Genomic DNA, 5,384 nt, shown 5'->3' with positions numbered 1-5,384 from the left:
AAAGAGCAGCCAGCATAACAAATGAGTAAAAGACGCCCATCATGTCCATTGGCAAGGAATAAGCTAGGCAATTGATCATCATGGGCTGGACAACGGGCACTTCCATAACGCCCATACCAAACCCCACACAAGGCATTTGTGATGCCCTGAGAATTTTCATAAAACATAATTATTGTCCTGTTATTTGCGTCACAGAACGGATTTTGCTATTCATTGTTTGAGTGAAAATGGAAAGCCTTGTCCGTCCTTACGTGACAAGGTTTTCTTTTATGCGACGTCGTTATAACGTTGCTGTTTTGCTTGCTCTATAACATTCAAAAGATCTGATTGTAACCAACGCGATAAAAAGCCAAATTTTAAAGGTTTTGGTAAAGAGCCATTGGTCACATGACGGCGGAATGTTGAAACACTCATATGAAGCAATTTTGCACTTTCACGGTCAGTTAAAAGAATATCATTTTCTGTCATTATAATTTCCTTTCAAGAGTAAAAAATGGGAACAAATCATATGTATTTATTAACCATATTATTGAATCATTGGAAAGGTATTTAGTCTATAAAAAACAGTGTTTTATTATCCATTTTCTGATGTGATAATTTATGAGTCTCATTGAGAAAGAATGAGAGAAGAGAGAGCTAAAGTTATCCACAGATCATGGGGTTATGCACCCCATATCTTAAGATTGACCTGTGACATAAGCCGCCCATTTATCCATATAAACACGGCGTTGTTCTAAATAATCAGTCCGACGATAGGCACGCTCTACTTGCCCCCCGACCACATGCCCCAGAATGGTTTCAGCGACTTCATAGGGTGCATCGGTTGTTTCAGCAAGCCAATCGCGTAAACTAGAACGAAATCCATGCGGGCAGGCATCAATTTTATTTTTTCTCATATATTTTGCCATAGAACTCTCATTAAGGGGACCCCGACCTCTAGCAGAAAAGAAGAAATCATTGCGAGAAAGCAAACGTGCTTGTTTTAAAATGTCTAATGCTTGTGATGATAAATGCACACGAAATTCTTTTGTTGTATCAAGCTTTCCTTTCATATTCTCAGCAGGGATAGTCCATATATCATCTTCAATTTGATCTTTATGAATATGACGTAAAGAAAAAGTACGAACGCCTGTCAAAATAAGCAAACGCAAAGCCAGTTGTGTTAGGGTTGATTCTTCGCAAAGCGTTTGATAAAAAGCCGGCACATCTCTCCAATCCATTGCTGGTAAATTTTGCGTTTTATGACGTTGTTTACCTAAGAGCGCGCGTGCTTTTTCTGTTGCTTGTAAATCAACATTTAAACCTAACGCAGCCGCATGTTTGAGACAAAGATTGAGACGAATAAGAGCTCTATTAGCTGTTCCAGCTTTTGAATGCCAAATAGGGGCAAGAACATTGCGTATTTCTGTTTGGGTAATCTCAGAAACCGGCAGACAGCCTAATTTTGGTAAAATATGCAGTTTTAAAGGTGAAAGCCAATCTCCAGCCTTGCCATCATTTTTTAATTCAGCTTTACGACTTTCAAAAGCATCCAACGCGATATCTTTTAAATAATGGAGATTGCTTATTGCCTCACGCTTTTGTTTATTGCGTTCTTTAATGGGGTCACGCCCCTCACGTAAAACAGAGCGCCACCCCATTGCCAATTCACGGGCTTGTTTTAAAGAAACATCTCTCAAGGCACCCAAGCCCATTTCACGACGGCGTCCGTGAAGGGTATAACGATAAATCCATTGAGCACCACCATCTTTACGCTTATGGAGTAACAAGCCGGCACCATCATTATATTTGCCAGCCCCCAATGTTGCGACAGACCTTGCATTAAGACGGTTCATAAGGACCATTTTTACTCCTTTCTTATACAAATTTGATCCACACACTCATCCCGCTTGTGATGTGCAAATGAGTGATTTTAATTGATGCAAGATAAACAGATTTGAAATGAGAGAATCTTACGTTATTCGGTGTTCTCATTCAATATGAATAACGCTAGATTATCATTATAAATCAATACCTTGTTTCCTTATGACAGAAGCTTTCACAGACCTCTTGATATGCCTACAGTACCAAATGACAGCGTTCCTTTTTAAGAGAGGCTATCTGTGAAAAAAAATAAAAAGAGGGGACGTCCTAAGATAACAGGGCAGATAAGAGAAGCCAATGGACGTATGTCGCGAGCAAAAGCACCTCGTGAAGCTGTCGATAAATTCGCAATAGAAATACGTGCAAAGCGCTTTGGTTTAAGCTTACAAGAGGCTAAAAATCCGCTTTCTGGTACTTATATAGGGCGGCTGTGTTTACAAGGCGTTCTTGATCAAGAGCAATATGACACCGCACAACAGTACCTACAGATACGAAACGACTATCTATGTGCAAAAGGCTTGCCTAATGCGATTTATGATGAAATGCCATCATCTGCTGATGATAAAGCGAGGGACAAATGGGTAGAATTTGCAACAAAGCAGTTTGCAAACATGCAAGAAGCAATAAAAGAAGCGCAACATCTCTATAGACAGTACAATCTTTACGCTGCGCTACAGTACCTTGTTATAGAGGATCAAGAATTACCGCATCTTGTAAGTTCACTAAAGGTTACTCTTAATGCGCTTTATAAGCATTTTTCATTAGACAATTCTCCAAATAAATTTGATCAATGCTATGGTTAATATTAATCCCAATATTACTCCACAAATTCCTAACAAATATTTTCTTATGTAGATTAGAACTGATAACCCTATAATTATTATTCCTATTGTTATATTCCACATAAAAAGTGCAATTATACCACCAATGACACCACAAAGTAGAAGTGGTACTCCACAAGTTAGTAAAGCTATATCTTTGATATTCTCTTGTAGTCCATTTTCATGCATTGTTTTTATCATTATACATGACATAATAAAACTCACGAAAGATATAGCGAGCAATAGACCGCCCACTTTCTCTTGTAGATCATTTCCTACACTAGAATTAAGTATTATAGCTGCAGGCAGCCATGGAACAAACGTTGGTAAAAATAGTACAGTGCAGTATGCAACTATTTCCTTTCCTTTTTTGATGATCTACTGATTAAAATGCAACCTAATCGATCCCCATTGAAATTATCAATATGTGTTATTTTGGTGTTGACAAAGTGATGCAAATCGTATTTAATAACATTGCTGTACTTAGGCGTATTTTGTCTAAATGAGGGTGATGTACAGTCTAAAACCCCTGCAAATGCGGGGTTTTTTATTATCTGGAGGGAGGAATTTATGACATCGGAAAACACACAACAGGTTTTACAACCGACCAAAAAGCCTCTGCCTCCTAATGCTGGTCAAGGGCGTGTTAAAGGAGTGCCCAATAAGAATACACGGCTTTTAAAAGAGGCGATTATTAAAGCTGCTGAATTGGCAGGCAGCAAATATGGTAAGGAAGGGCTGATCTCTTATTTGGAAAAACAAGCGATTAAATGCCCTGCTGCTTATTTAGCGTTGCTTGGTAAGATTTTGCCTTTGCAAGTGACAGGAGAAGATGGGGGAGCCATTAAGATGATAGGGCGCGTGGAAATCGCTCCTTTAGTGAATGACGACAAAACAGATTAAGATTGTACCAAAGCTTATTCCACTTTTTGCAGGGGATGCTTTGGTCAGAGCGGCTTGGGGTGGACGAGGGTCTGGAAAGACAAGATCTTTTGCTTTGATGGCTGCTTTAAAAGGCTATCAATTTGGTATGGGGGGAATATCAGGCACTATACTTTGTGCGCGTCAGTTCCAAAATTCGCTCGCAGAAAGTTCATTGGAGGAGATTAAGCGTGCTATTGAAGCGCATGATTTTTTAAAGGACTATTATAAAGTTGGAGAGGCTTCGATTAAGTCAAATGATGGTCGTATAGCCTTTCAGTTTTGTGGACTAGACCGTAATATCGCCAGTATCAAATCGATGGGGCGGATATTGCTGTGTTGGGTTGATGAGGCAGAACCCGTCACAGAGACAGCTTGGCAGACACTTATACCGACATTGCGTGAAGAGGGCGAGGGTTGGAGAGCAGAATTATGGGTAACATGGAACCCGTTACGGGACAATGCCCCCGTTGAGAAGCGGTTTCGCTTTTCAGATAATGAAGCCATTAAGCGTGTTGAGATCAACTGGTCAGACAATCCGAAGTTTCCCAAGATCTTGAATGAAGCCCGTCTTGATGATTTGAGATACCGCCCAGAGACCTATAAGCATATATGGGAGGGGGCTTATCTTACCGCTGTTCAAGGGGCTTACTTTCAAAAGGAAATGTTGGCAGCCGAGCAGGAGGGGCGGATAGGGCGTGTTGCACGTGATCCTTTAATGCAGATACGCGCCTTTTGGGATATTGGCGGCACAGGTGCCAAAGCAGATGCAACGGCTATTTGGATAGCGCAATTTATTGGCAGAGAGATCAGAGTGCTGGATTATTACGAGGCACAGGGACAGCCGTTGTCAGAGCATATTGGTTGGTTGCGTCAAAATGGTTATGAGAAGGCGTTGATGGTTCTTCCCCATGATGGTGCGACCAGAGACCGTGTGCACAATGTGAGTTTTGAGAGTGCCTTGAATGATGCGGGTTTTGAAACGCAGGTCATTCCTAATCAAGGGGCTGGCGCTGTTAAGATGCGGATAGAGGCGGTGCGACGTATTTTACCTTCAGTTTGGTTTAATGAAGAGATGACCGTAGCAGGACGCAAGGCACTGAACTGGTATCATGAGAAATGGGATGAGAAGCGGAATATAGGGTTAGGCGCCGAGCATGATTGGTCGAGTCATGCAGCCGATGCCTTTGGCTTAATGTGTGTGGGTTATGAACAGCCGGTGCAGAAACATAAGAGAGAAGCTTATAGCGGTAGAGAAGCTTATGAGAGCACGTCATGGATGGCAGAATGATGCATGATGAAGAGCATTTAGAGCAAGATAGCAACATTTCAGATTTGTCGACAGAAGGTTTGTTTCGCAAGCTTGTGAGTTGGTACAAAGAAGATGTTGAGCATGTGAACAAATGGCGTGAACAAGCCCGTGAAGATTTTCGTTTTTACAATGGAGATCAGTGGAATGAAGCCGATTTAGCAGCTTTAAAGGAACAACGCCGCCCCGTTATGACTTTTAATCGGATAGCCCCACTTGTGAATGCGGTTGTGGGGTCAGAACGGAATAACAAACGTGAAGTGCAGTTTATCCCCCGTCAGATAGGCAAGGCATTGCCAAGTGAATTGCTAACCGGTGCAGCAGAATGGTTTCGCGACATGGCACCACATTGTACATAAAAAACTAATAAAGTCAATATGTTGCGTGTAATTATTTTATATGAATCCACTTAAGAATCCACACTTTTATGCATGATTCATTTGACCATTTTTTAGATAAGATTGGCACGT

Annotated in this window: 5 protein-coding genes and 1 pseudogene; 4 read left to right on the top strand and 2 right to left on the bottom strand. The window is 41.1% G+C overall.

Annotated elements, in window-relative coordinates:
- Nucleotides 1-267: 267 nt before the first annotated feature.
- On the bottom strand, nucleotides 268-468 hold the full coding sequence (locus tag ABD917_RS08440; protein WP_007347430.1) for a helix-turn-helix transcriptional regulator: 201 nt from the start codon (nucleotides 466-468) through the stop codon (nucleotides 268-270).
- Between the two features lie 209 nt (nucleotides 469-677).
- Entirely contained in the window at nucleotides 678-1,844 is a 1,167-nt protein-coding gene (locus ABD917_RS08435) for a tyrosine-type recombinase/integrase (protein WP_345119627.1), read from the bottom strand.
- A 258-nt stretch (nucleotides 1,845-2,102) separates the two neighbouring features.
- On the opposite strand from ABD917_RS08435, the gene ABD917_RS08430 reads away from it, so the two are divergent.
- From ABD917_RS08430 to ABD917_RS08415, 4 genes and pseudogenes are all read left to right on the top strand, one after another.
- On the top strand, nucleotides 2,103-2,666 hold the full coding sequence (locus tag ABD917_RS08430; protein ID WP_345119626.1) for a hypothetical protein: 564 nt from the start codon (nucleotides 2,103-2,105) through the stop codon (nucleotides 2,664-2,666).
- 588 nt (nucleotides 2,667-3,254) lie between these two features.
- On the top strand, nucleotides 3,255-3,587 hold the full coding sequence (locus ABD917_RS08425; protein WP_345119625.1) for a hypothetical protein: 333 nt from the start codon (nucleotides 3,255-3,257) through the stop codon (nucleotides 3,585-3,587).
- Nucleotides 3,568-4,896 (top strand): PBSX family phage terminase large subunit, encoded by a 1,329-nt coding sequence (locus ABD917_RS08420; RefSeq protein WP_345119624.1) that lies wholly within the window; start codon nucleotides 3,568-3,570, stop codon nucleotides 4,894-4,896. Before ABD917_RS08425 ends, ABD917_RS08420 begins: the two co-directional genes overlap by 20 nt.
- Nucleotides 4,881-5,258, top strand: a pseudogene (locus ABD917_RS08415) (portal protein); the annotation flags it as partial. The gene ABD917_RS08420 and the pseudogene ABD917_RS08415, both read left to right, overlap by 16 nt.
- Between the last annotated feature and the right edge of the window lie 126 nt (nucleotides 5,259-5,384).

This window comes from Bartonella pachyuromydis (assembly GCF_039543065.1).
Classification (GTDB): Bacteria; Pseudomonadota; Alphaproteobacteria; order Rhizobiales; family Rhizobiaceae; genus Bartonella; species Bartonella pachyuromydis.
Note: the sequence above shows the minus strand (reverse complement) of the source record. Positions and strands in the feature narration are given on the sequence as shown.

Bases quoted from the DNA above. Each gene is read 5' to 3' on its own strand.
- ABD917_RS08440 (WP_007347430.1), bottom strand. From the start codon at position 468: ATGACAGAAAATGATATTCTTTTAACTGACCGTGAAAGTGCAAAATTG.
- ABD917_RS08435 (WP_345119627.1), bottom strand. From the start codon at position 1,844: ATGGTCCTTATGAACCGTCTTAATGCAAGGTCTGTCGCAACATTGGGG.
- ABD917_RS08425 (WP_345119625.1), top strand. From the start codon at position 3,255: ATGACATCGGAAAACACACAACAGGTTTTACAACCGACCAAAAAGCCT.
- ABD917_RS08420 (WP_345119624.1), top strand. From the start codon at position 3,568: ATGACGACAAAACAGATTAAGATTGTACCAAAGCTTATTCCACTTTTT.